Annotated in this window: 18 protein-coding genes and 6 pseudogenes; 6 read left to right on the forward strand and 18 right to left on the reverse strand. The window is 42.0% G+C overall.

Annotated features, from left to right (window positions below; genetic code table 11):
* Positions 1-300: 300 nt before the first annotated feature.
* The 5 genes and pseudogenes from ruvB to aspS all read right to left on the reverse strand — a co-directional run bounded on the left by ruvB (position 301) and on the right by aspS (position 4,904).
* Positions 301-1,319: pseudogene (gene ruvB, locus RS130_RS21180) on the reverse strand (Holliday junction branch migration DNA helicase RuvB).
* A 74-nt stretch (positions 1,320-1,393) separates the two neighbouring features.
* A complete protein-coding gene (gene ruvA, locus RS130_RS21185; protein WP_316027577.1) occupies positions 1,394-2,017 on the reverse strand; it encodes a Holliday junction branch migration protein RuvA in 624 nt (207 codons plus the stop codon).
* Positions 2,018-2,057: 40 nt separating this feature from the next.
* A complete protein-coding gene (gene ruvC, locus RS130_RS21190) occupies positions 2,058-2,579 on the reverse strand; it encodes a crossover junction endodeoxyribonuclease RuvC (protein ID WP_316027578.1) in 522 nt (173 codons plus the stop codon).
* A 79-nt stretch (positions 2,580-2,658) separates the two neighbouring features.
* Entirely contained in the window at positions 2,659-3,105 is a 447-nt protein-coding gene (gene nudB / locus RS130_RS21195; RefSeq protein WP_316027579.1) for a dihydroneopterin triphosphate diphosphatase, read from the reverse strand.
* Between the two features lie 11 nt (positions 3,106-3,116).
* Positions 3,117-4,904, reverse strand: a complete 1,788-nt coding sequence (gene aspS, locus RS130_RS21200; RefSeq protein ID WP_316027580.1) for an aspartate--tRNA ligase — start codon at positions 4,902-4,904, stop codon at positions 3,117-3,119.
* Between the two features lie 316 nt (positions 4,905-5,220).
* Between aspS and RS130_RS21205 the strand changes: the two genes are divergently transcribed.
* A complete protein-coding gene (locus RS130_RS21205) occupies positions 5,221-6,867 on the forward strand; it encodes a response regulator (protein ID WP_316027581.1) in 1,647 nt (548 codons plus the stop codon).
* A gap of 146 nt (positions 6,868-7,013) precedes the next feature.
* Positions 7,014-9,344: a beta-galactosidase gene (locus tag RS130_RS21210; RefSeq protein WP_316027582.1), complete on the forward strand. Its 2,331-nt coding sequence runs from the start codon at positions 7,014-7,016 to the stop codon at positions 9,342-9,344.
* A 94-nt stretch (positions 9,345-9,438) separates the two neighbouring features.
* On the opposite strand, the pseudogene RS130_RS21215 reads toward RS130_RS21210, so the two are convergent.
* Positions 9,439-10,396, reverse strand: a pseudogene (locus RS130_RS21215) (LysR family transcriptional regulator).
* A 149-nt stretch (positions 10,397-10,545) separates the two neighbouring features.
* Here RS130_RS21215 and RS130_RS21220 point away from each other — a divergent pair.
* Positions 10,546-11,367, forward strand: a complete 822-nt coding sequence (locus RS130_RS21220) for a DUF4437 domain-containing protein (RefSeq protein WP_316027583.1) — start codon at positions 10,546-10,548, stop codon at positions 11,365-11,367.
* Between the two features lie 63 nt (positions 11,368-11,430).
* Here RS130_RS21220 and RS130_RS21225 read toward each other — a convergent pair whose 3' ends face one another.
* On the reverse strand, positions 11,431-11,715 hold the full coding sequence (locus RS130_RS21225; RefSeq protein ID WP_316027584.1) for a hypothetical protein: 285 nt from the start codon (positions 11,713-11,715) through the stop codon (positions 11,431-11,433).
* Positions 11,716-11,866: 151 nt separating this feature from the next.
* On the opposite strand from RS130_RS21225, the gene RS130_RS21230 reads away from it, so the two are divergent.
* Positions 11,867-12,025, forward strand: coding sequence for a DUF3012 domain-containing protein (locus tag RS130_RS21230; RefSeq protein ID WP_316027585.1), 159 nt, complete (start codon positions 11,867-11,869; stop codon positions 12,023-12,025).
* A 348-nt stretch (positions 12,026-12,373) separates the two neighbouring features.
* On the opposite strand, the gene RS130_RS21235 is transcribed toward RS130_RS21230, so the two are convergent.
* The 4 genes from RS130_RS21235 to RS130_RS21250 all read right to left on the reverse strand — a co-directional run bounded on the left by RS130_RS21235 (position 12,374) and on the right by RS130_RS21250 (position 15,264).
* On the reverse strand, positions 12,374-12,952 hold the full coding sequence (locus RS130_RS21235) for a type IV pilus modification PilV family protein (protein WP_316027586.1): 579 nt from the start codon (positions 12,950-12,952) through the stop codon (positions 12,374-12,376).
* Positions 12,919-14,028 carry a hypothetical protein gene (locus RS130_RS21240; protein WP_316027587.1) on the reverse strand — a complete coding sequence of 370 codons (1,110 nt, stop codon included), beginning with the start codon at positions 14,026-14,028 and terminating at the stop codon, positions 12,919-12,921. Before RS130_RS21240 ends, RS130_RS21235 begins: the two co-directional genes overlap by 34 nt.
* 67 nt (positions 14,029-14,095) lie before the next feature.
* Positions 14,096-14,722 (reverse strand): prepilin peptidase dependent protein B, encoded by a 627-nt coding sequence (locus RS130_RS21245; RefSeq protein ID WP_316027588.1) that lies wholly within the window; start codon positions 14,720-14,722, stop codon positions 14,096-14,098.
* On the reverse strand, positions 14,716-15,264 hold the full coding sequence (locus RS130_RS21250) for a GspH/FimT family pseudopilin (protein ID WP_316027589.1): 549 nt from the start codon (positions 15,262-15,264) through the stop codon (positions 14,716-14,718). The genes RS130_RS21245 and RS130_RS21250 overlap by 7 nt, the downstream gene beginning before the upstream one ends.
* A 288-nt stretch (positions 15,265-15,552) precedes the next feature.
* Here RS130_RS21250 and RS130_RS21255 point away from each other — a divergent pair, with 288 nt between their 5' ends.
* Complete coding sequence (locus RS130_RS21255) at positions 15,553-15,963, forward strand: type IV pilin protein (RefSeq protein ID WP_316027590.1); 411 nt, start codon at positions 15,553-15,555, stop codon at positions 15,961-15,963.
* A gap of 327 nt (positions 15,964-16,290) precedes the next feature.
* Here the strand turns inward: RS130_RS21255 and ispH are convergent, their stop codons facing one another.
* The 6 genes and pseudogenes from ispH to murJ all read right to left on the reverse strand — a co-directional run bounded on the left by ispH (position 16,291) and on the right by murJ (position 23,694).
* Positions 16,291-17,235 (reverse strand): 4-hydroxy-3-methylbut-2-enyl diphosphate reductase, encoded by a 945-nt coding sequence (gene ispH / locus RS130_RS21260; RefSeq protein WP_316027591.1) that lies wholly within the window; start codon positions 17,233-17,235, stop codon positions 16,291-16,293.
* 20 nt (positions 17,236-17,255) lie between these two features.
* Positions 17,256-17,702: an FKBP-type peptidyl-prolyl cis-trans isomerase gene (gene fkpB, locus RS130_RS21265; RefSeq protein WP_316027592.1), complete on the reverse strand. Its 447-nt coding sequence runs from the start codon at positions 17,700-17,702 to the stop codon at positions 17,256-17,258.
* Positions 17,695-18,188 (reverse strand): annotated as a pseudogene (gene lspA, locus RS130_RS21270) (signal peptidase II). The gene fkpB and the pseudogene lspA overlap by 8 nt, the downstream one beginning before the upstream one ends.
* A pseudogene (ileS, locus tag RS130_RS21275) lies at positions 18,181-21,004 on the reverse strand (isoleucine--tRNA ligase). The pseudogenes lspA and ileS overlap by 8 nt, the downstream one beginning before the upstream one ends.
* A 42-nt stretch (positions 21,005-21,046) precedes the next feature.
* A pseudogene (gene ribF, locus RS130_RS21280) lies at positions 21,047-21,974 on the reverse strand (bifunctional riboflavin kinase/FAD synthetase).
* Between the two features lie 153 nt (positions 21,975-22,127).
* Positions 22,128-23,694 (reverse strand): annotated as a pseudogene (gene murJ / locus RS130_RS21285) (murein biosynthesis integral membrane protein MurJ).
* A gap of 289 nt (positions 23,695-23,983) precedes the next feature.
* Between murJ and rpsT the strand changes: the two are divergent.
* Complete coding sequence (rpsT, locus tag RS130_RS21290; protein WP_316027593.1) at positions 23,984-24,247, forward strand: 30S ribosomal protein S20; 264 nt, start codon at positions 23,984-23,986, stop codon at positions 24,245-24,247.
* A 126-nt stretch (positions 24,248-24,373) separates the two neighbouring features.
* Here the strand turns inward: rpsT and RS130_RS21295 are convergent, their stop codons facing one another.
* Positions 24,374-24,820, reverse strand: coding sequence for a flavodoxin domain-containing protein (locus tag RS130_RS21295; RefSeq protein ID WP_316027594.1), 447 nt, complete (start codon positions 24,818-24,820; stop codon positions 24,374-24,376).

Below are 24,820 nucleotides of genomic sequence, written 5' to 3' on the forward strand. Positions count from 1 at the left end.
TTTGGTTAATAAGAACATGTGAAGTGAGGCAATCGAATAAATGCATTAGTTTTACTAATGCTAAACTTCAATTAAATTCAATTGTGCAATTTTTTAGCTTGGTTAAAATTACTGCGTTTTCGAAGTAGTACAACCTTTACCGACAATCGGTAAAAATTGTATTAGTTTGTTTCAATTGTACATCCCTGGATTTATTCCCTTCAACAATTAGTTGACTTAGCCCATATCATTGATATGGGCTTTTTTTTATCTGCGGTGTTAATTTTTTCAATACCACCATTAATAAGTGACCACTAGCCACTATGAACTGCTTGAATCGGAATAATCTAAGCCAAAGTGCAAGAATGCTCTTTGTGAAGCTATACGTCCTCTGGGTGTGCGTTGTAAAAATCCTTGTTGAATCAAAAAGGGTTCGATTACATCCTCGATAGTATCTCGCTCTTCACCTATAGCAGCAGCTAAATTGTCTAAACCAACAGGTCCCCCCATGAACTTTTCAATTATCGCGAGTAATAATTTACGATCCATATAATCAAAGCCTTCCTTGTCTACATCTAGCATATCCAACGCTTGTCTCGCCACATTGACATCAATGCGTCCATCAGCTTTCACTTCTGCAAAAATCTCGTACTCTGCGCAGTAACCTATTGCTAATTCTTGGCGTACCACGAGAGCGACGTGCTATTTCAATCGCGCCTTCTTCATGCATAGGTAAATCTAGGTAACTTGCCGACCGCTTAACAATTTGAGTTAAGTCTTTCACGTTATAAAACTCAAGACGTTGCACTATACCAAAACGATCACGTAACGGAGAGGTCAAAGAGCCCGCTCTTGTCGTCGCGCCAATTAAAGTAAAAGGTGGAAGCTCCAATTTTATCGAGCGTGCAGCTGGTCCTTCGCCGATCATGATATCAAGCTGATAATCTTCCATCGCCGGATATAGAATTTCTTCTACAACTGGACTTAGGCGGTGTATCTCATCAATAAACAATACGTCGTTTTCTTCTAGATTAGTCAATAGCGCCGCCAAATCCCCTGCCTTCTCCAGCACTGGACCGGAGGTCGTTTTAATGTTCACCCCCATTTCATTTGCTACAATATTAGCTAGCGTGGTTTTTCCTAACCCATGGAGGACCAAAAATTAACAAATGATCTAAAGCATCATTGCGTTTTCTAGCAGCTTCAATAAATATTTCCATCTGCGAGCAGACATGTGCTTGCCCGGTATAGTCTGCCAACATTTTTGGCCGAATAGCGCGGTCAATTACGTCGTCTTCTTTACTAGCTGTGGGTTGTATTAATCGGTCTGCTTCTATCATTTTTGTGGTTCAATCAATCAGTAGGTAGTGTTTTTTTATACAGTAACAGGTTTTCTATTCTGGATCGTCAGAAATTATGCCATTGCTCGCAATGCCTCACGGATCAGCTCTTCACTGCTGACACCTTCTTTGTATACAGAGTTGATGACTTTACTTGCTTGCGGTGGTTTATACCCCAAGGCTAATAATGCACTCAATGCTTCTTCTTTGGCATCTGTACGTTGGACAAAAGTATTTTCTACCGGCAAGTCTGGCGTAAGGTGGACGGTGTCTGCATAGCCCTGATCTTTCGCTAACTTGCTTAATCTATCACGCATTTCAATGACTAAACGCTCAGCGGTCTTTTTACCCACGCCCGGTAACTTGGTTAATCCGGTTACGTCTTCCATGCTGACACATTGCATAAATTGCGCTGCGTTCATGCCAGACAAGATGGTCAATGCCAACTTAGGGCCGACACCACTCGCTTTAATTAATTCGCGAAATACAGCTCTTTCTTTTTTATTTGCAAAACCAAAGAGTAACTGAGCATCTTCACGAACCACAAAATGAATACACAAATTTGCTTCTTGGCCGATGTCGGGTAATTCATAAAAGCTAGTCATCGGCACTTGCACTTCATAACCTACACCTCCCGCCTCAATTAATATTTCGGGAGGTTGTTTTTCTAATAAAATACCGCGAATGTTGCCAATCATATTTGTACCTTTGACTTATGTTGATAGGTTATAGCGTTAATTATCGCAGTCGACCACGAACGGTTTTGGAAGCTTGACCTGACATTTTAATTAAACTTTGCTGAGTATGGTTATGGCATAAAGCCACAGCTAAGGCATCTGCCGCATCCGCCTGAGGAGTGGCACCGAGTTTTAGTAAATAGGTGACCATATGTTGCACTTGAGATTTGTCGGCGCTCCCCTTGCCGACAACGGATTGCTTAATTTGCCTAGCTGAATATTCTGCCACCGGCAAATCAAAAGTCGTCGCTGCAACAATTGCCGCGCCTCGGGCTTGTCCTAACTTCAAAGCTGAATCGGGGTTTTTTGCCATAAAGACTTGCTCAATTGCAAATTCAGTAGGTTGAAATTGATGAATAATTTCACTTACACCATCAAAAATTTGTTTCAGCCTGCCAGCCAATTCCGTGCCTTGCACGCGAATACAACCGCTGCCTAAGTATTCAGAATGGCTGCCTACTTTTCTAATTACGCCATAACCTGTGATCCGGGAACCAGGATCGATCCCTAATATAATCGCCACTTAGTCAACCAACCAAGTTGGCACGACGAGTAACAGGTTGCTACCCATCGGCCAAATACCACTACACATAAATAACCAATTACATAGCATCGGGAACGTACAACTCAATAGCTTGACGATTTGTCTCAGACCACACCTTTTGCATAGCGGCAGTTTTATCTAACCAAACGTAAGCTGAATGCTCGGTGAGCGTCACCACTTCATTATCGGCAACTTCAACGGCAAATACATATTCAGTATTGAAAGGGGTATTAGGCGGATAGCGATGTTTCCACATATCACGAATTTCGTAAGTATTAACTTGTTGGCAATCTTGTAATCGATAACCACGTTTAGCGATATCAATGCCAGTTTCTTCAAACACTTCACGCATAGCCGTATCCCTCGGTTTTTCGTCAGGTTCAAGAGTTCCGGTCACTGATTGCCAAAATTCAGGGTCGTCATTACGTTGCATCACCAACACCTGCCCCGTTTGGTTGTAGACAACCGTAAGGGCAGATTTTGGGATGCGGTAGCGAGCTGTCATCGAAGGAGTACTTAAACAGCTTTATCTTCTGATTCTTTTTCTTTCTTTTCTATTACCGTACGGACAGACAACTCTTTAAGCTGCTCTGGATTAGCCTCACCTGGGGCATTAGTTAACGGACATGCAGCAGTGGTCGTTTTAGGGAAGGCCATTACGTCACGAATTGAAGTCGCCCCTGTCATCAACATTACCATGCGATCTAAACCGAAGGCTAATCCTGCATGTGGTGGCGCACCAAATTTCAGCGCTTCAAGTAAGAAACCAAACTTCATTTCGGCTTCTTCATCACTAATCCCAAGTAACTTAAACACGCAAGCTTGCATCTCTTGGTTATGAATACGAACCGAACCACCACCTAACTCACAGCCATTCAAAACCATGTCATAAGCATTAGACAATGCACCGGCAGGATCTGCCGCTAGCTCTTCTGGCGTCATATCACGCGGCGCAGTGAACGGATGATGCAATGCATGAAACTGCCCGTCTACTTCTTCAAACATAGGGAAATCAACAACCCATAGTGGTTTCCACTCACCTTCTAACAGCTCTAAGTCTTCACCCAGTTTCAACCTCAGTGCACCCAACGCCTCGGTAACAACAGTGTTACTGTCGGCACCAAATAACAGGATATCACCAGATTGTGCTCCAGCACGCTCAACAATAGCTTTTGCTACATCTTCGCTTAAGAATTTAAGGATTGGCGACTGCAAACCTGCCATGCCAGCATCAAGATCGTTGATCTTCATCCAAGCTAAACCTTTAGCACCATAAATTCCGACAAACTTACCGTAGTCATCAATTTGCTTACGAGACAGTTTAGCCCCACCCGGCACTCGAATAACGGCTACACGGCCTTTCGCATCATTTGCCGGACCTGAAAATACTTTGAATTCTACCTCTTTAAGTAGATCAGCCACATCCGTTAATTCTAACGGGTTACGTAAATCAGGTTTGTCGCTACCAAATCGACGCATAGCGTCGGCATAAGTCATACTTGGAAACTCACCCAAATCAACATTCAGCATTTTTTGGAATAAATCTCGGATCAAACCTTCAGTAATTGACATGACGCCTTGGGCATCTAAAAACGTGGTTTCGATATCAATTTGAGTAAACTCAGGTTGACGATCAGCACGTAAGTCTTCATCTCGGAAGCATTTTACGATTTGATAGTACTTGTCCATACCCGACATCATTAACAATTGCTTAAACAACTGGGGCGATTGAGGCAATGCAAAAAATTGACCTTTGTGTGTACGACTAGGAACCAAATAATCACGGGCTCCTTCAGGCGTAGCCTTGGTCAAAATGGGCGTTTCAATATCTAAAAAGCCATCTCCTTCCAGATAGCTTCGCACATTGCTGGTTACTTTCGCTCTAAACTTAAGACGATCACTCATCAACGGGCGTCGCAAATCTAAATAGCGATACTTTAAACGTTGCTCTTCAGAGTTTTCTTGATTCCAATCTAGTGGCAAAGGTGCTGCTTTATTCAAAATCGTTAGAGACTTGCCAAGTATTTCAATTTCACCCGTGGACATATCTTGATTAATTTGTCCTTCGGGGCGGGCACGGACTAACCCTGTTAATTGCACACAAAATTCATTACGTAAACTATTGGCTACGTCAAATACACCGGCTAAATCAGGATCGAAAACCACCTGCACTACGCCTTCGCGGTCACGCAAATCAAGAAATATCACACCGCCTAAATCGCGGCTACGGTTTACCCAACCACACAAGGTGACAGTTTGTCCTACATAAGAAGAATTGATGTTGCCACAATAGTCTGTGCGCATGAAAAACGACCTCTAAAAAGCGTAAATATTGATAAAAATTAAGGTCGCGCAGTATACACCAAAATAGGATTCCATTAACAGACCTATACCGAAACCACCACAAAATGTTGGCTGTTATGAATGCGTTCCTTAGCCTGACTTAGGCTACAATATGTCACCTTCATAGGATACACATGAAAATCCCCCTCATTAGCTGCCAAAACACCTAGTTACAAACAGCGCCTTTTGAAGTACTTTGGGTATAGACAATTCGGTAGGACAATATTAGATTAGCAATTGGAATATAAATTGTTGGTTTTAAATACAAGGAAATAAGTTGATAGAAATCCCCCAGCAAAAGCCTACATCTGAGTTGAAAGTACTTATCATCGATAGTCAGCCCTTAGTGCATACCGTCATTAAAGGCGCGCTATTAGATATCGGCATAAAAGATGTACAAAGTGCACATGATGCATATATTGCACTAAAACTCTGCGAAGACAGCCAATTTGACATGGTTCTGATTGCTTTTGATGTGCAAAGTGACAAAGATGGATTCAACCTGTTTGAAGAGATGAAGTTTAAAAACTACATAACTAAAACCACCTGCGTCATTTTTCTAAGTGCAGATACCAGTGCAGGGTTGGTTAATTGTGTAGTTGAAATGGAACCAACAGATTTTTGGGTTAAGCCTTTAGACAAATCAAGAGTATGTAAACGTCTACAGCAAGTTATGCTCATAGAGAAAAAACTCTATGCTCTGAAATATTGTTTTGATCACAATGAATATCCAACCACTATTTACTATGCAGAGCGACAACTCCTTGATTCTACACTTAGCCATTACCATCCACATATCAATAGATTAATTGGCCGTAGTTTATATAAGCTAGCTGAATATCAAGATGCTTATAATTTTTATTATAAATTAGCCGAAGTCTACGACTATGCATGGGTACAAGTAGGGCTAGCAGCAACGTTACTTAAACTAGATAGAGTGCAAGAAGCCCTCAGATTGACAAAGGTTTTATTGGCAAGGGACGATACAAGATTCGCAACCTATGATTTATTGGCAGATTACCACATTGATAAAGAAGAGTTTCAACAAGGCTACGATATTATTCAACAAGCAACATTACTTGCTCCTAGAAGCATTGAAAGAAATAAGAAATCTTGGAATTTAGCACGCCTCAATCATGACAGAAAAGGCCAGTTTCTGGCGACCAAGAATATGGCGAAATATGCTAAAAACTCGATTCACGACTCACCTGCGCTGACCATGAATATCGTACGCGCTTCAATCGACTTGGCGACCACATTATCAGAAAGTGAATCAGCAAAAGTATTGCTGTCCACAGAAAAGACCCTTGCAAGACTTCATCACGAATATAGCACTGCCGCCGAGCTCAAAGAGCAATTGGGTGTTATACAGGCCCGCATCTTAAATTTGCGAAATAACAAGAAAGACGCTGAATCGATTATGCGAAACAGGGTAAAAGTAAAAATAGAAGCGTCGTTTGAAGACACCCTAGATAAGATAAAAGCCTTTCATGAAGTAGGGTTATGGGAAAGTTCAATGGACCTACTCAATCAATTGAAAAGTAACTTCAAGCACGATTCATTTACAGGAAAAGTGTTGGCTGAGTATTTAGAGCAAGAAACCAAAGCACGGCAAGATGTTCGTTATACACCTAAAGAATTAGGTGAAATGGCCTCAATTCATTATAAGAATCGACGTTACAAGCCTTCCTATAATTTGTTATCTCAGGCCGCACAACTCGCTCCGAATAATACCAATATTGCCCTTAGCTTACTTAAGGTGCTAGTCAAACTCACAGAAGATATAATGCTTAATGAAGACGAAGACAAGCAAATTAAGGAGTGCATACTTTTACTCGAGTCGGAAAAACTCACCTCCACCCAGCAACAAAACTTATCAGAATACAAGAGTATACTGGAGGAAGCTGGGATACTGCTCGTGTAATCCGTAAGCGTTGGCTAATCACAGCGCTAACAAAATAGGAGTTTTGCTGCATCATTCACTTTCACTTATTTCCATTTAAATGGTGATTTTCATATACAAATAAACTAGCATTAATTATTGTTAACAATTATTAATGGTGCTTCTACATGCTAAAACGATCTCACGCTTTCTTACTAATACTATCTACCACAGGATTGGGCGCGTGCAATACCTCAACTCCTGTCGCCAACAGCCCATCAGAGACGCCCCCGCAGCAAGGCTCCAAGCAAATAGTGTTAGCTGATTTTGAAGAGGCTAAATTACCTAGTTTAGTCCGCCAAGAATTTATTAATGCCACCCTAACCAAAGACACTGGCGTGACGAGTGGCAAGCAAGCTATTCACTTAGCGTTCGACTCTAGTCATGAATACTCGACTTTATTTTTGCAACCAGAGCAGCCGTGGAATTTTTCAGAACTAGGTGATATGAACTTAGCGTTTGATGTGACCAACAGTAGCGACGTATCGGTGCATTTATACTTGCGGGTAAATAGCAAACAACAAAATCAAACCAGAAGTATTTCCATCCCAGCGAACAGCAGTGCAACCTATTATGCTGATTTAAGTGGCCAACAAATTTCTGTAGATAGTGGCTTACGAGCCGATCCACCAGCTTGGCAATCAGCTGAGCATAGAATGCCCTACATGAATGGCAACAGATTATTAGATACCAAAGCAATTAGCCAAATCAGTTTTTATATTTCATCTAATATTCAAGACAAAGAAATTACCTTAGACAATGTCAGAGCAAGGACAAATCCAGCAATTGACCCTAATTATTTAGTTGGCTTAGTGGACGCTTTTGGCCAACCCGCCAAGTCAAATTATGCAGATAAAGTAAAATCTGATAGTCACCTAAAACAGCTGGCCAAAGATGAACTAGCCGATTTGGCGGCCAACCCAGTGTTAACGGATCGTTCCAAATTTGGTGGGTGGAAAAACGGCCCTAAGCTTAAAGCGACAGGCTTTTTTAGAACAGAAAAAGTAAATGGTGTATGGTCATTAGTGGATCCTGAAGGTTATCTCTTTTTCTCATCTGGTATAGCGAATATTCGTATCGCAAATACTACCACTTTGACGGGCGTTGATTTTAAAGACGACTCAGTGCGCTACATTGATCCTGAAGACGTAACTCCAGAGGATTCTTTAGGAATACGCCCTGTCTCTAGCGAGGCCCAAAAAACCCGTTATGTGTCATCCGAGCTAAGACACAATATGTTTAACTGGTTGCCAGAGTATGATGATGCACTAGCCAATCACTACTCATATCGCAGGACTACCCACAAAGGACCATTGCCCCACGGCGAAACTTTTAGCTTTTATCAAGCCAACTTAGAAAGACGCTATGGTGAACGCTACCCCGAGTCTTTTATTGATGATTGGCAAGACGTCACCATAAAGCGTATGCGCAGTTGGGGCATGACCTCCTTCGGAAATTGGGTTGATCCAGATTTTTATCAAAAAGATCAATTTCCTTATTTCGCCAATGGCTGGATTATAGGTGACTTTAAAACCGTCACAGCCGACGGTCATGGCTGGTCGCCGATGCCAGATCCTTACGATCCAGAATTTGCGCGTCGAGCCAAAGTGACCACGCAGGTGATAGCCGAAGAAGTGAAAAACAACCCTTGGTGCATTGGCGTATTTATTGATAATGAAAAAAGCTGGGGTAATCCAGCGAATATAAAAAGTCACTACCGCATTCCCATTCAAAATTTTAAAATGGATGCGTCTCAAAGCCCAGCAAAAGCGGTATTTACCCAGTTGTTACAGGATAAATACCAAGATATAACCGAGCTGAATAAAGCTTGGCAAACAAACATTCCTTCATGGCAGTCATTTGCCAAAAAATTTGATGTAGAAAACATCAACGATGCCATGATCGAAGATATGTCGATGATCCTCGAAACCTATACCAGTCAGTATTTTAAAGTGGTAAATAGTGCCCTTAGAGAAGTGATGCCAAATCATTTATACATGGGTGTACGAATGGCTGCTTGGAGCATTAACCCAGAAGGCGTGCGTGCTGCCAAGAAATACGTAGATGTGATGAGTTACAACTATTATCGAGAAGGTATGCATGGATCCACTTGGAATATTCTGCCTGAAATTGATATGCCCAGCATAATTGGTGAGTACCACTTCGGGGCTATGGACACAGGGCTATATCATCCAGGATTAATTCACTCTTCCGATCAACAAGATCGCGCCAGAGGTTACCAAGCTTATATGCGCAAGGTAATAGATAATCCTTACATGGTGGGCGCTCACTGGTTTCAATACACCGACTCGCCAGTCACTGGCCGTGCTTACGATGGTGAAAACTACAATGTGGGCTTTGTCTCCAATGCCGATGTACCCTATAAAGAAATGGTTGAAGCCGCTCGAGAAATAAATCAGGAGTTGTACCCTCGTAAATATAAAAATGCGCTGAAATAACCAATTAGGCCAACCTACCAACAAAAGACGGCCCATGTGCCGTCTTTTTGTTTACTTGATGGCAAACTATTCTTTATACCAATAGGGATTAGTATTAATGCTCAGCGTCTGGCCATTCTTCTATTGCCAACAAGTTATTGGTAATTAATTGTTTCCTTAGTTCATTGATATGCTGTTTAAGCTCGTCACGTATCAGCCGAATGGCTGGGGAAATTAGCTGGCGGCTGGGCAGCACTAACCACATTTCGGTTAACGGAATTTTATAATCTGGCATCAACCTTTGCAGTTTTCCCGAAAGTAAATCTTGGCCCACGTCTATGGCAGATTTTTTAGCGATACCCACGCCATCAATACACCAACGCCTAACTATGTCACCATCATTGACTGCTCGGTTACTGTTCATTTTAATTTTGTATTTTTGCTCTTGGTGATACAGCTCCCATCCATCGTGCACCACTTCATAAAGCTTATACAGTAATGCATTGTGTTGAGGCAGGTCGTCTGGGGTTCGTGGCTGACCGTGCTCAGCGATGTAATTGGGCGCAGCACATAGCACATGGGGAATATTGCAAATTTTAAAACCGTATAAATTAAGCTCTTTGGCAGCATCTTTGGTGATGGCTCTTAATGCCACATCTACCCCATCCCGATAAAAATCGGCACGACTATCACTGGCATGCAAGCGCAATGAAACCGCGCTGTACTTATCCATAATATTATTCAGCAATACCCGCATCAGATTACGGCCCATTTCTGAAGAAACGGCAATACGCACTTCACCACTGATAGACCGCTGTTCTTCGTTAATTAACACCTTAGCCTTGTTGTAGCAAATCTAATGCCTGCTGACAAAGTGGCAAATAGCGCTCACCTTCTGGCGTAAGGCGCAATTGTCTGGTTGTACGCACAAATAACTGAGCGCCCAATTCTTGTTCGATTCGCTTAAGGGATACACTAGCTGCTGATGAACTCATATCTAATTTATTAGCAGCTGCGGTAATGGACAAAAGCTCAGCAACCTTGAGTAGTACTTGTAAATCCGCGATTTTCATTTAGGCCTCTTAGGTTCGAACCAGCTCAGTAGTGGGGAGTGTAAATCTATTATCCACGTTTTCGCGAAAGTGTATTAAAGATTTGCCCATTTATCGAATGAATTATACGCCATAGGATAGCTACATATGCAACTAACGGAGATTTCCAAATGAAACGATTTTTAAAGGCCCTCACTTTAGCCCTAGCAACTGCTCTACTATCCTCACCGACTTTTGCTGCAGATACAGCGTCCAAAGTTGTGGCTGCTAGTGATATTAAATGGGGCTATCTAAACCCACTGCGCGGTGACAAAAGCCCAGGAGCAGCAGATCTTTGGGGCGATCGCACTACAGATACCGCCACGGGTATGTTAGTACGTTTCAAACAAGGCTTTGAGTCTCCCCCACATATTCACAACATCACTTATCGCGGTATTGTGATTGAAGGGCAAATGCATAATGACGACCCCAATGCGGAAAAAATGTGGATGCCGACAGGCTCATTTTGGACCCAACCGGCAGGCGAAGATCACACTACGGCGGCTAATACTGCCACTAACTTAATCTACCTTGAGATTGACTCTGGCCCATACCTAGTGAAACCTTCAACAGAAAAATTTGATAATGGCGAACGCCCTTTAAACCTGCATCGAGACAATATTGTTTGGTTAAACGACAGCGACTTAAACGATATTAATGTTGATGGCGTACAGACGACTTATGTGTGGGGAAGTACAGCTAAAATGAATGGTTCAATGCTTAAACTCCCCGCTGGCTTTGCTGGCAAAATTACCACTGATGCCAAGGAATTTCGTGCAGTCGTGATTGCCGGCACCCTTGAATACCATTCAAAAGAGCAACAAAAATCACAAAATCTCAGTCCGGGCAGCTACCTAGAATCAACGGGTAAGTTTACTCACAGCTTTGCAAACCAAGGGGATACTGCAGCCACTATTTATATTCGAACCAATAGTAAGTACCAAGTAGACTGAAGCTCGTAGCGCCCTTAGTAATAAAACTGAATCCTGGATAAGCCCCATTGTCGATAGCATGATCTATCTAAGCTGTTGACAATGCTGTAGAGATGTTTGAAATAATCCTTTTTCTTCGTCTGTTAAGTGAGATAAAGCGGGCTCATCTGGCTGAAAAACAAAGTATTCAAAAAATGCCTGCCAAGCTTCTCGCTCATTGTCAGGTAAGCTAGAAATGCTGTAAAAGGCATGTAATAATGCTTGCATTGGTGACTCGATTCTTTTCGGCGCAGCATTCCACCAACAATTAACTAAAGCACACAAAGAGCCTGTTGATTCAACATTGTGCCACTCTTGCACTGTCTTCATTCGCTAACATCCTGAGATCTATTAATATTGTTTAAGTTTAACTCGATAAATTATTCACTTAATACCGCTGTCGGTTACAAATTTTCACTTTACAGCTTGATATCGGAATGTAAGGATATAACCCCACAAAATTCAACAAAAGGGAAATATAATGAAGAAAGTGATCGCATTACTATTGGTAAGTTTCGTTGTTATGGGTTGTGCACCAGAAGTAGGTAGCCCTGAGTGGTGTGCCGATATGAAAGAAAAGCCAAAGGGTGATTGGACGGCTTCTGAAGCAACCGATTTTACCAAACACTGTATTTTTTAACGTTTTATAATACTAACTCCAATAAATAAACGTGCACTTAGCAAGAATTTACTGGAATGGGTATAGCTAACCTGAACCCTAGATAATCCGAAGCTCTCGATAACGCTCTTTTTGTGTCTAGCGGCGTTGGATTGTCTAGCAACACACGTTATTAGGTACAACAATCCGCCTTGCCGTACACGAAAAATTTCGTTACTGAGTAACATTTAGCTGAGGTTATTTAGCCAAAAATATATTAAACCATTGAATTATATTGATATTACTTAGCTTAAACGATAGTTCTTATCCAGAACTTAGGTTAGGGTTACCGTAGTTTTATCCCCCAAATGATTAGCCACACAGCTAAACTCACGGCACTGAGTTGATACTTGTAGCTCGATGTAAAACCTGAAATGTATTACTTTGTTGAACGGGAGCGATATGCCCTAACACACTGAGAGTTTGAGATTGGTTTTCTGCATTTTTCCATGAAAGATTCACTGTCACTGTTTTCATATCTGCATATAAAGGTAAATCAGTTGGCATTAACACATTGCCAGAACTGACCCAAGTATCGGCTATGTTATCAAGGTCACTATCGACATAATACAAATCGATCACCTGCCAATAAACGTCAAATTCGTGAGTGTCACCTTCACTCAGAGACAGTACGACATTCTTTCTTCCCGGCGCGATTTTACCGCCTGTATTACTGCTAATATCATTAAAGCTGTACATGCCTTGGGTTGTCATTAAGCACTCAAAAAAGCGTAAGTCTTGTATTTTATCGGTCGCTAACTGAGAGGCGAGATTCCTTAGGTTCAAGTTTCTATCAGCAATCACATATTCAGATTGCAAAGAGACATAACCCGTCACCCCTAGCATAATAACCGCTGACGCGACCAAAACTTCAACTAAGGTAAACCCTTCACTCTTATTAGAGTACATTCAAAAATCTCGCCAACTACCTTAGGCACTTTAGCTAAGCGTTGCAATGTCGTTTGGCCAGTAAGTCGCGTTAAAATTGTTTGGTCGTATACAATTCTCAGCATGCTATCTAGCTGCCCTAACTTATGATTTGATAGCAGCGCTCCATTTATTGCCGAGCCAATATTCATATCAATAAAATGCTCTTGGGTGGCGTTCATTGTCTGATATGACAGTAACAGCCCGTAAAACCTGACATTATCGGCAAAGACTACATTGCCGTCTTCTACCACTAAAACAACAGGTACTGCGCTTGTCCCCACTTGGCCTGCGGTATCAATAACACAATCTCCTTGGACCCAAATAAGGCCTACACTGTGACTGTTGAGTAATTCACAATCTTCATACTGAAAATTGGCTTGCGCTTTAAATTGCTCTATCCCACTAACTGGCGTGTTAAATAAATAACCAAATAAGTTATCAGGAAAGCTGCCAGCGTTATCCAAAATATCCGCCCCTTTATACTGATCATTTGAAATGAATTTTACATCGCACTCAGCATTGTGATAATCGACAGGCTTACATGTCATACTGCCAACTTTAGGTAACAACACTGCTTTGTCCGACCAAATAGACAAGGCCCCTCCTACACCTAGTCCGTTTACATTGGTTACGATCTCCAAACTTCCTAGCGATCCCATTCCTCCTTTTACCATTAAAGGCGCGACCGGAATATTCTGCAAAACCGGGTATACAAGAATATGTTCTGTCAGCGTTACAGTTGCCAATTCATCAGCAGACTTGCCCACAGAGTCTAGTGTGATAAATAACCGCTCGCCGTAAGAGGTATTCATTAGCTTACTGGCTGCGTTAGCCTCGTAGCTGTTTTTCTCAGACTGCAAGCTAGTTACTGCTTGTAACCCATTGCCTTTAGTAACAAGCAAAGCCGCAATTTGTTTTTGTAACCCATTGTCAGCCGCGATTTGGGCCATTCTATAGTTTTGATTATTGAGCATTATTTGATGCTCAAAAGACTGATTTCGCCCTGTGTATAAGGTGGTAAGAGTAACGATTAGCAACAACAAAATCACCGTCATTAACACCACGGCTCCCCGCTGTACACCTCCATGGACAGAAAAGGGAGCCGGCGGACTGTGCCAACCACTAATCATAATTGTTGACCACAAATTGTGTACTGATGTGCCTTGAATGCTCTGGAAATTTAACCAGCTTTGCTTGCAGTACCATTTCAATTCTTACTTGCGCAACTTGCAAGTGTTGTAGCTTTTCAATCCTAAATAGAAGTTGAGTAATCTGCACAACTTTCGTATCCGTTAGATCCTGCCAATAACCATCGGCACATTGATGTCCATCTACTCGTAATTCAACGGCTTTATCTCGCAAACGAAAACCAAACTTTTCATTCACTCCGGTCTTTTCGAGAGCACCATCTTTATCGCGGTCGTAAGCAAACGTAATACAGCTATTCTTATCTTCCAGCCCATATTCAGAAAGCCGCAAACTATCACTAAAAGGATGAACAAAAACCTCAGGCGTAGTGACCATTTCTTCGGCAGCAGCCACAAAGCCAAGTCGTGAAATATCTTGCTCTATAATGGCCATGACAGCATGTAACTCTTCATCTAAACGAGACTTTTCCATCAAACTATTATTCAGTGCCATTCCATGCCCAACTAACGAAGACATGGCGGTCAACGAGGCAAAGCCAAGAGCCATTGAAATCAATAATTCAACTAAACTTGCACCGCCTGCATTTCGTTGATCTAACATGCTTTGTAGCCTCCAATGTCCTTATCTATTGCGCAAATCCTCACTCTTCCCATATTACTTAAAATGAGTTTTAGTTGACGAACACCATCAGAGAAAATTACCGAACCGGCGTGCCCAACCGCCAGTCCCCGCACACCATCAAATACGGCGATGTTGTCCTTGCCAAATCTAATGTCGGTTAAAGTAATAAATGAATAGTCACCAGCATATAACCTTTGCTCTACACCATTGACTGTGCAGCTATCAACAATATTGCAATCACATATCCCCAAGTCGCTGGTACCAACGCACCACGCCTTGCCTTTTGTAAAGGAAGTGGTAACGGGAACTTGTCGAGAAATTGCCACAGCGCGTGACTTTTGTAGGGAGTAATACAGGTTTTCAACCACGCTTTTTAGTTGAATATTTCGCTGAACCGAATGAAAAGCTGGAGCACCTATACCTAACAGTATGAGCGTAATAGAAATGGTAAATAACAGCTCAAGAATGGTTAAACCACGCCAAGTAAACATAACAAAAGTCCCTATTTCATTTTGCAACAACAGCGAATACCTTGCATATCTTAAAGCCATATACTTCGCTACAACCCTGAATTGCAAAGCCAATGCCGCTGGAGCATTCCCTTTAAACGAGCTATAAATTTGCCTACTTAGTGGTGCTGCAGCTCAACACAGCACCTGTTAGTCGGCAATTGTGCGCGCCATTCACGTACTGTGATTAAGCCCAAGTAAACGCTCGCTGATTGGTTACTTATCAATGATGATTGGTATAATTAAATCCCTTAGCTAAAATATAGTGTAATTTAGCCAAAAGACACAAAGGAACTGTGTATGAACATTCAAGTTAAGCATCCGCTAAACTCTAAGGTAACGCATAGCCCAATAGGCATGACCTTAATTGAATTGCTATTCGTCATTGCCATAGTGGGTTTGTTAGCTGCGTTAGCCATGCCTTCTTATCAAACGCAAGTGCTCAAGTCTCGCAGGGGGGATGGAATAAACCAATTACTTAGGCTTAAGTTACAACAAGAATCATATAGAAGCGTCCATCCAACTTATGCCTCGACCGAAGATCTTGAACTCCCCCGTAGTGATTATTTTACCTTTTCAATTAGTGACGAGTCTGCTACCACTTACACCCTCATCGCCAAAGCAAAAGGTGGCCAAGTAAATGATAAGGCTTGTAAGTTACTGAGTATTAATCAATCTATGCAGAGAGCTCCGCAAAAGTGTTTTAAATGACAAATCGCAGTTGAGAATGCGGTAAAGATAGATTTATATGCACTGGATATTAGCTTGGCATAAAGAGAAAACGCTTTTGAATGCGTTTCGAAGGGTAAATGCACCCGAGCATTCGATAACAAGGCAGTCGCTAAGTAGGAGACCGACCAAGAATAGCCCGAGTTTAAATAATGCTAGACCTAATTAACCTGAGTTTTGGATAAGAAGTATCATTTAAGCTAAACAATCCAACACCGCTAGACACAAAAAGAGCGTTATCGAGAGCGTCGGCTTATCCAGGATTCAGGTTAATTATCCATGGTAGCGTAAAGGTAACGCTTGCTTGGCCTAAAAGACTTCTTTCACCCGTAATTCTTTCGGCACCGCAAATTCGATATTCTCTTCTCGCCCAGCTCGTTCAATTGCAGCAGTAGCGCCAAGTTCTTTTAAGCGTTTAACCACCCCTTGTACCAAGACTTCAGGTGCAGAAGCGCCCGCAGTCACGCCAATATTTTTAGCGTCAGTTAACCATTCTGGCTGAATACAATTGGCATCGGCGATCAAATAGGCGGTGGCACCAATCTTATCTGCTAATTCACGCAATCGATTTGAATTAGAGCTATTTTGTGCCCCAACGACCAACAATAAATCACAGTCGCTAGAGAGTTCGCGCACTGAGTCTTGGCGGTTCTGAGTGGCGTAACAAATATCATCTTTACGCGGACCTTCAATACTTGAAAACTTCTCTCGTAAGGCATCGATAACATCGGCAGTGTCATCCACCGACAAGGTAGTTTGGCTACAATAATAGAGTTGAGAATCATTTTTAACTTCTAATTTAGCCACATCTTCAACTGACTCAATTAGGTAAATTCCACCCTCTGGGTTGTCATACTGCCCCATAGTGCCTTCGACTTCTGGGTGGCCGTTGTGGCCAATCAAAATACACTCAATGCCTTTTTTACTGGCTCGCATTACTTCCATATGGACTTTAGTCACTAATGGGCAAGTCGCATCGAATACCTTTAATCCGCGAGAATTGGCCTCTTCTCGTACTTGCTGAGACACCCCATGCGCTGAAAAAATCACAATGCTGTCATCAGGAACCTCTGCAAGTTCATCAACAAACACCGCGCCGCGCTCTCTAAGGCCGTCTACTACAAATTTATTATGCACCACTTCATGGCGCACAAAAATAGGCGCAGGAAAGATTTCTAACGCACGCTCAACGATTGTTATGGCTCGGTCAACACCGGCACAAAAGCCTCGTGGATTAGCAAGATGAATTTGCATAGGTATTCCTCAATATATAGCTAATTAACAGACAGAATTTCCACATCAAAAGTGATGACTTGACCGGCCAATGGATGGTTAAAATCTACCGTCACAGAATCGCCAGCCACCTCACGCACAATACCTAGCATTTCGCTGCCATCTGGTTGCGAAAAGGCCAATATCATACCGACTTCTGCTGGCGCTTCCGCACTAAATCGGCTGCGTTCTAAATGATGGAAATTATCAGGGTTTGGCATACCGAAAGCGTCTTCCGGCTGCAGAGTGAAAGATTTCTTATCTCCCTGCTTTAATCCTAATAAACAGGCTTCAAAGCTCTCAGTTAGATTTCCGTCACCTATTACCAGTTTTGCAGGTTTATCATTTACCCGCGTGCTATCTGCTGCCGACCCATCTTCTAATTTCAAGTCAAAATGCAATACCACTTCGCTATTTTCAGCAATAATATTGCCAGTAAGATCAGTCATTTGTTTGCTCTTTATTTTTAAACATATCTAAAATTAATAATGCCGCGCCTAGTGTAATTGCTGCATCTGCAACGTTAAACGCGGGCCAATACCACGTTTTATAATAAACCACTAGAAAATCGATTACATAGCCATGTATCAGGCGATCATAAGCATTGCCTAATGCACCACCAATAATCAAATTAAACGCTACCGGCAATATCACTTGCTGTTTAGTGGTTTGCTTAGACCACCACAGTATCAACGCCGTAACGAGTAACGCAATCGTGGTGAAAAACCAGCGCTGCCAGCCACCAGCGTCATGTAAAAAACTAAAAGCAGCGCCATAGTTGTAGACATGGGTCAAATTGAAAAAGGTAACACCTGAATCGCTTGGTAAAGCTCAATATTATTAACAATTTGTATTTTGCTATATTGATCTAACACAAACACCAAACAAGCTAACCATAAAAATCGCCAGCCTGTTTGAGTCAATAAATTAAGCATAGGCGCGTTGTTCGCCTTCACCGTCAACGTTATCAACACAACGTAAGCACAGTTCTGGATGCCTATCATTGGCTCCAACATCTTCTCTATGATGCCAGCAACGACTACATTTCTCGGCAGTTGATACTGTCACTTCGACCCATAAACCCTCTACTTCCGTAGTGCTAGCCGTATCTGGGGCTTGCTCAACTTCAACTACCTCAGCTTTAGAGGTAATCAACACAAAACGTAGCTCATCTTCAAGTTTGGCCAATAAGCTTGCCAGTGCTGGTGTCACATATAATTTCACTTCAGCTTGCAATGACCCCTTGATCTTGCCTTCTTTACGGGTGGCTTCGATACAGCGATTCACTTCATTTTTAACCGCGAGTATTTGCTGCCAAAACTCATTGTTAAACTCTGGTGATAACTTAACCTCGTCTAAACCGTCATACCATTGTCCAGTAAAGACAAACTCATCATTTTGCCAAGGTAATTCTTGCCACAATTCTTGGGCAGTAAAACTGGTAATAGGCGCCATCCAGCGAACCAAAGCTTCGATGATATGATACAGCGCACTCTGACAAGAGCGACGAGCATGGCTATCACCTTTGGCGGTATATTGACGATCTTTTATGATATCCAAATAAAAGCTACCCAATTCGATTGAACAGAACTGCATTAACTTTTGGGTAACCACTAGCATGTCATACTTTTCGTAAGCGGCGATAATTTCTTGCTGAATAGTGTGTGCACGACCTACCGCCCATTTATCTAACTCAACCATATCGTCAATGGCAACCAGATCGTTCTTTGGATCAAAACCCTTTAGGTTTGCTAACAAGAATCTAGCAGTATTTCGAATACGTCGATATGCATCTGCTGAACGGTTCAAAATCTCATCAGAAACCGCTATTTCGCTACGGTAATCGGTAGATGCCACCCACAAACGTAGGATATCTGCGCCTAGTTTTCCGGTAACTTGTTGAGGTGCGATAGTATTACCCAAAGACTTAGACATTTTTTTGCCTTCACCATCTACGGTAAAACCGTGCGTTAACACTTGTTTGTAGGGCGCATGACCTTTAGTGGCAACCGATGTCATAAGAGATGACATAAACCAGCCTCTGTGTTGGTCTGAGCCCTCTAAATACAAATCAGCAGAAGCAGGAATATCGTCTCGCTTGTCTACTACGAAATAATGAGTAACGCCTGAGTCAAACCATACGTCTAAGGTATCCGGCACTTTCACAAACGTTTCAGCATCAGCCCCTAAGATGGCGGCGGTATCAATATCCCACTCAGGCTTGAATACCTTTTTGCTCAACCAATACGGCCACTTCTTCTAGCAACTCGTCAGTTCTCGGATGAAGGTCACCTGTGTCTTTATGCACAAATAATGCAATAGGTACGCCCCACGTTCTTTGACGTGAAATACACCAGTCTGGTCTACCTGAAACCATAGTTTCGATGCGGCTTTCGCCCCATTCAGGGATCCATTGGGTTTTATGAATTTCTTGGATAGAATCTTCACGTAGGCCATTTTTATCCATGCTAATAAACCACTGAGGAGTGGCGCGGAAAATGATAGGCGTTTTATGACGCCAGCAATGTGGATAGCTATGACTGTATACATGATGATGTAACAACGCGCCATGCTCTTTTAGTACTTCAACCACATGATCATTGGCTTTAAATACGTGTTCGCCAGCAAATAATTCAGTCCCTTCTAGATACACCCCATTGGCGCCAACAGGATTAGCGACTTCTAAACCATACTTTTTGCCCACATTAAAATCGTCTACGCCATGACCTGGCGCAGTATGTACACAACCAGTCCCCGACTCTGTTGTTACGTGGTCACCCAATATAACAGGGACTTCGAAGTCGTAGAAAGGATGGCGTAAGGCTAGGTTTTCTAAGGCCGCACCTTGGCTATTGCCTAACACGGTGTAATCTTCAAAACCAAAGCGATGCATACAATCTTTAACCAAATCAGCAGCAACCACTAAGCATTGAGCTGCTCCGTCTTTGCTGACCTGTACTAAACTATATTCAATTTCAGGGTGCACACTTACCGCTCGGTTAGCTGGCATTGTCCAAGGTGTCGTTGTCCAGATAACGAGTGAGATATCGCCCTGAGCGTCGCCGCTAGCAAAGCAAGCCGCTAATGCTTGTGCATCTACCGCTTTAAAAGCCACATCAATTGACGGAGAGTTTTTATCTTGATATTCCACTTCAGCTTCGGCTAGTGCTGAGCCACAATCTGTACACCAATGCACTGGCTTGAAACCTTTTTCCATATGGACCTGAACGAACGATATGCCCTAGTTCACGAATAATGTTAGCTTCTGAGGCAAAGTCCATAGTTTTATATGGTTTGTCCCATTCGCCCAGCACACCTAACCGAATAAAGTCGGCTTTTTGACCAGCGATTTGTTTTTCAGCATATTCACGACATTTTTGCCTAAATTGTGCGGCGGTCACCTTTTTACCTGGTTTACCCACTTTTTTCTCAACCATCAATTCAATCGGCAAGCCGTGGCAATCCCAACCTTTAAGACATAAGGCGCATCAAACCCCGATAAGGTTTTCGATTTTACAATAATGTCTTTTAGTATTTTGTTGACTGCATGACCAATGTGAATATCACCATTTGCATAAGGAGGGCCGTCGTGCAAAATAAAAGGAGTATTACCTTTTTTAGCGTCACGAATTTGCTGATAGAGCTTTTTCTCGTTCCACTGTTGTAACATTTTAGGCTCACGCTGGGCTAAATTTCCACGCATAGGAAACTCTGTCTCAGGCAAATTTAAGGTATGTTTATAATCACTCATTGTTGGTTAAGTCCAAGTTGGTCAATGGTTACAGTCAAAATCTTAAGTTACCGCTAGAATAATTTTAGCTTCTGCAGCATCTTTTAATATTTGTTGATGAAGCAATTCAAAAGAATCAAACTTCATTTCTTGTCTAATTTTTTGCTTTATGGCAACGGTAATAAATTGCCCGTATATATTTTCGTTAAAATTAAAAATGTGTACTTCTAATTGTGAACGTTGGCCGTTTACGGTTGGCCTATGACCTATGTTGGCTACACCAAAATAGTGTTGCTGCCCAACCTGCACCTCAACTGCAAACACGCCATTTACTGGAGCCTTGCAACGTTTTAATAAAACGTTTGCGGTTGGAAAACCAATCGTTCGACCTTTTTTATCGCCGTGCAACACTTTACCAGCAATGGTAAATGGTCGTCCCAACATCTGTTCTGCCAAAGAAAAATGATTGTTGCTCAAGGCATCTCGTATTGCTGTAGAGCTGATACGGCAACTTTCCAATCTAAAACTTTGGGTACTGGCAACCGAAAAACCACCCCTTTGCCCAGCTTGTTGGAGCATGGAAAAGTTTCCCACCCGACCTTGACCAAAACGAAAATCATCACCGACAACCAAAAATTTAGTGCCCAATTTATTGACTAATAAGTTCTCAATAAACTGATCAGCACTAAAATTAGAAAAAGCACGATCAAACTTAATACACAGTAAACGATCGACCCCCAATTTTTCTAGTTGGCTATATTTATCGCGCAATAAACTGAGCCGTGCGGGAGCTTGGTCTGGTGTAAATAACTCTTCTGGCTGGGGTTCAAACACCATCACGGTAGCCGGAAGCGCTAAACTTCATAGCTTTTTCAACTACCTGCCTAAGTACCGCTTGATGACCAAGATGCACACCATCAAACTTACCAATTGTTAATACACACCCTCGATGTTTATTTCTTAGGTTATGTATACCGCGGATCAGTTCCAACAAAGCCCTCTATTTCTCAAGGTCAGTCAATATAATTTGAATTCAAAAAAAGTCATTTTACAGATTTTAGTAAAATTCAATCAAAGGCGCGGATTATAGCGAACTCCAGCATGATTGAAAGTAGTAATAATCGACTAGCAAAATTGAGCTAACTCATTCAATTGCAGGTTCGGCCTGAAACGAAGATTTTCTAACCCCTAAAACTAGCAATACCACTACAAAAACAGAAGCCCCTAGTGCGATTAATTTCGCCAATTCAATCACTTTGAATATAAAGCTAAATTCTAGCCATACGCTCACTACCGGATTAAAGTAATAAATTGCTCCCGCCATGCATAAACTAGCAAGCACAATTTTGCCAAGCATCCAAATAGTCTGAATTGACGCTTTATAAATATTACGTTTACGTAAGGTGACATAAAGCAACAACGCATTCATAGTGGCCGACAACGAAGTTGCCATGGCTAATCCAACGTAATCAAATGGCCACACTAAAATCAAATTGAACACCATATTGGCAGCCATGCACCAAATACCAAACTTAACTGGTGTTTTAGTATCTTGCCGAGAAAAAAGCCTAGCGCCAATACCTTCACCAACATAAAGCTCAATAAGCCAAATGAATAAGCCTGTAAACTAAGTGAGGCAAACTTAGCATGTTCAGGTGTAAAAGCGCCCCGTTGAAAAATAGTTAACAACATAGGCTCTGCTAACATGAATAAACCGGTCGCAGCTGGTATACCTAAAATGCATACCATCTTAACTGCCCAGTCGACATTACGACTAAACGCTGCGTCATCTTTGGCCACATGATTACGAGAAAGTGTAGGTAAAATGACAGTGGCAATCGCTATACCAAATAAACCTAGAGGGAACTCCAGCAATCGGTCAGAGTAATACAAATAGGATATTGCGCCAGTTCCCAAAGCCGTGGCAATCATGGTATCTAATAATAAATTGAGTTGCCCCACCGATACGCCAAACATGGCTGGTATCATCAATGTGCGTACCTTAACGATATCGGGGTCAGACCAACCCCACTTCGGTCTAACTAACAATCCCGCTTTCATCAAAAAGGGCAATAAAAAAGTAGCTGACATATACCTCCAATAAAGACTCCCCACGCCAAAGCAAACGCTGGTTGCTCAAAATGTGGGGCCATAAATATTGCGCAGCTAATAATGGCAACGTTCAAGACCACAGGCGTAAAGGCGGCCATTGCGAACTTATTTAATGTATTGAGAATTGCCCCCGCTAAGCCCGCTAATGAAATAAAGAATAAGTAGGGAAAGGTAATTTTAAGCATCAGCGAGGCAAGTACAAACTTATCGCTTTCGGGTCCGTCGTTTAGATAATCAACAAACCACCCCATACCAAACAACGCAGCAATAATTGGCGAGCCTATCACGCCGATAATCGTCACGATAGTGACAACCAAACCAAGAGAGCCAGATACTTTGGCAATAAATTGCCTTAAATGATCTTGATCCCCTTCATTTTTCACATCAGTTAACACTGGAATAAAAGCTTGAGCAAAAGCCCCTTCTGCAAAAAGGCGTCTTAAAAAATTAGGGATTTTATTGGCAAAAAGAAACACATCCGCGCTGGCCCCCGCCCCCATTAAGTTGGCGATTACCGCATCTCGAATCAACCCCAGTATTCGGGAAATAAACGTCATCAGACTGACAATCATCCCCGATTTAAATAACTTACCAGACACGCTTCACTTCCATTAAACTAAAAAACAGTATTATGCTCGAAGCATAGGTGAATACCAATTGAAATAAGTCTTTGAAATATAGATTTAAAAAGCATTAAATAATATTTATGTTTTGTGACTAGGTGAACGGCATATCGACTTTAATATTGTTAAGTGATTAATCTTACTAGCTAATTTAGCCCTATCTGAAGTTTTGCTTATAAATTCCACGAAATATATTGACATAAAGCCATAGATCAGGATAATTCGCCCCCTTGAATTTTGACTAGAATTTTTTGGGAGTTCCAACTTGGCTAACATCAAGTCTGCTAAGAAACGTGCACTACAAGCGGAAAAGCGTCGCCAACATAACGCTAGCCGTCGTTCAATGACACGTACATCTTTGAAAAAAGTACTTTCTGCAATTGCCTCTGGCAATAAAGAAGCTGCTCAAGCTGCATTCACTGCAGCAACACCTATTTTAGACCGTATGGCTACTAAAGGTTTGATCCACAAAAATAAAGCTGCTCGTCATAAGAGTCGCTTAGCTGCACAAATTAAAGCGTTAGGTTAATTTTTGTAGTTATTAGAAAAAAGCGCCTTAGGCGCTTTTTTTATGTCTAAATTTTACCTTATACCCTAAACCCAAACGCAGGCTTTGATTTTCAGCCAAATGACTCGTTATCAATACAAATGAGTATTACAGCAATTTTTCAACTATATCTTCAACCCAAGCCACGACTTCAACTTCTGGCTCTAGTGTTTCACAAGCATCCACTTCTAACAAATCTGCCACCGAGTTACCTTGAAGTGCTGTTAGCAGCTCAAAAATTTGCACGCCAGCTCCACAAAAGCTCTCTCCATAGCTACTGTCCCCTAACGCAGCCACTGCAAATGGTTTACTTTGCATAGAAACAGAGGCATCTTTTAGGTCCTCCATAAAGAACTCTAAGTTTGGCGGAATATCCCCCTGCCCAGTAGTAGAACTAATCATCAACACGCTTGTGGCCTGTTTGAAATCATCAACGCTAGGATCCATGAAAATCTCTGAGGCAATGCCTTTGTTATCCAGCATGCTACTTACATCCTCTGCCACGTGCTGGGCGTTGCCGTATACCGTACCGACAAAAATACTAACTTTACTCAT

The organism is Paraglaciecola aquimarina, assembly GCF_032464635.1.
Lineage (GTDB): Bacteria > Pseudomonadota > Gammaproteobacteria > Enterobacterales > Alteromonadaceae > Paraglaciecola > Paraglaciecola aquimarina.

Coding starts and splice junctions, on each gene's coding strand:
- ruvA (WP_316027577.1), bottom strand. CDS start 2,017: ATGATTGGCAACATTCGCGGTATTTTATTAGAAAAACAACCTCCCGAA.
- nudB (WP_316027579.1), bottom strand. CDS start 3,105: ATGACAGCTCGCTACCGCATCCCAAAATCTGCCCTTACGGTTGTCTAC.
- aspS (WP_316027580.1), bottom strand. CDS start 4,904: ATGCGCACAGACTATTGTGGCAACATCAATTCTTCTTATGTAGGACAA.
- RS130_RS21210 (WP_316027582.1), top strand. CDS start 7,014: ATGCTAAAACGATCTCACGCTTTCTTACTAATACTATCTACCACAGGA.
- RS130_RS21220 (WP_316027583.1), top strand. CDS start 10,546: ATGAAACGATTTTTAAAGGCCCTCACTTTAGCCCTAGCAACTGCTCTA.
- RS130_RS21225 (WP_316027584.1), bottom strand. CDS start 11,715: ATGAAGACAGTGCAAGAGTGGCACAATGTTGAATCAACAGGCTCTTTG.
- RS130_RS21230 (WP_316027585.1), top strand. CDS start 11,867: ATGAAGAAAGTGATCGCATTACTATTGGTAAGTTTCGTTGTTATGGGT.
- RS130_RS21235 (WP_316027586.1), bottom strand. CDS start 12,952: ATGTACTCTAATAAGAGTGAAGGGTTTACCTTAGTTGAAGTTTTGGTC.
- RS130_RS21240 (WP_316027587.1), bottom strand. CDS start 14,028: ATGACGGTGATTTTGTTGTTGCTAATCGTTACTCTTACCACCTTATAC.
- RS130_RS21245 (WP_316027588.1), bottom strand. CDS start 14,722: ATGTTAGATCAACGAAATGCAGGCGGTGCAAGTTTAGTTGAATTATTG.
- RS130_RS21255 (WP_316027590.1), top strand. CDS start 15,553: ATGAACATTCAAGTTAAGCATCCGCTAAACTCTAAGGTAACGCATAGC.
- ispH (WP_316027591.1), bottom strand. CDS start 17,235: ATGCAAATTCATCTTGCTAATCCACGAGGCTTTTGTGCCGGTGTTGAC.
- fkpB (WP_316027592.1), bottom strand. CDS start 17,702: ATGACTGATCTTACTGGCAATATTATTGCTGAAAATAGCGAAGTGGTA.
- RS130_RS21295 (WP_316027594.1), bottom strand. CDS start 24,820: ATGAGTAAAGTTAGTATTTTTGTCGGTACGGTATACGGCAACGCCCAG.